Source organism: Vibrio caribbeanicus ATCC BAA-2122, from assembly GCF_000165125.1.
Taxonomy (GTDB): Bacteria; Pseudomonadota; Gammaproteobacteria; order Enterobacterales; family Vibrionaceae; genus Vibrio; species Vibrio caribbeanicus.
Genome location: NZ_AEIU01000038.1, coordinates 1 through 234 on the forward strand (window position 1 = coordinate 1; position 234 = coordinate 234).

Annotated in this window: 1 protein-coding gene; it reads left to right on the top strand. The window is 44.4% G+C overall.

From position 1 onward, the window contains the following. Positions 1-28: 28 nt before the first annotated feature. Positions 29-234: BspA family leucine-rich repeat surface protein (locus RH40_RS03670; protein WP_241209859.1), on the top strand; the 206-nt coding region annotated here is incomplete at its 3' end.

Consider the following 234-nt stretch of genomic DNA (forward strand, 5'->3'; position numbering starts at 1 on the left):
ACGCTTTTGTACCTCTCATGCGACTAGTATGTATGAACTCTTTAAAGGTCGAGAGCACTTTAATGCCGATATCAGTGACTGGGACACCTCCAAAGTTAAGTCTATGGGTGAGATGTTTAAAGGCGTCAAAGCCTTTAACCAACCCATTGGTAACTGGGATACCTCCAAGGTTGAATATATGGAGGCAATGTGTAAAGGCGCTGCCAGCTTTAACCAACCTATCGGTAACTGGGA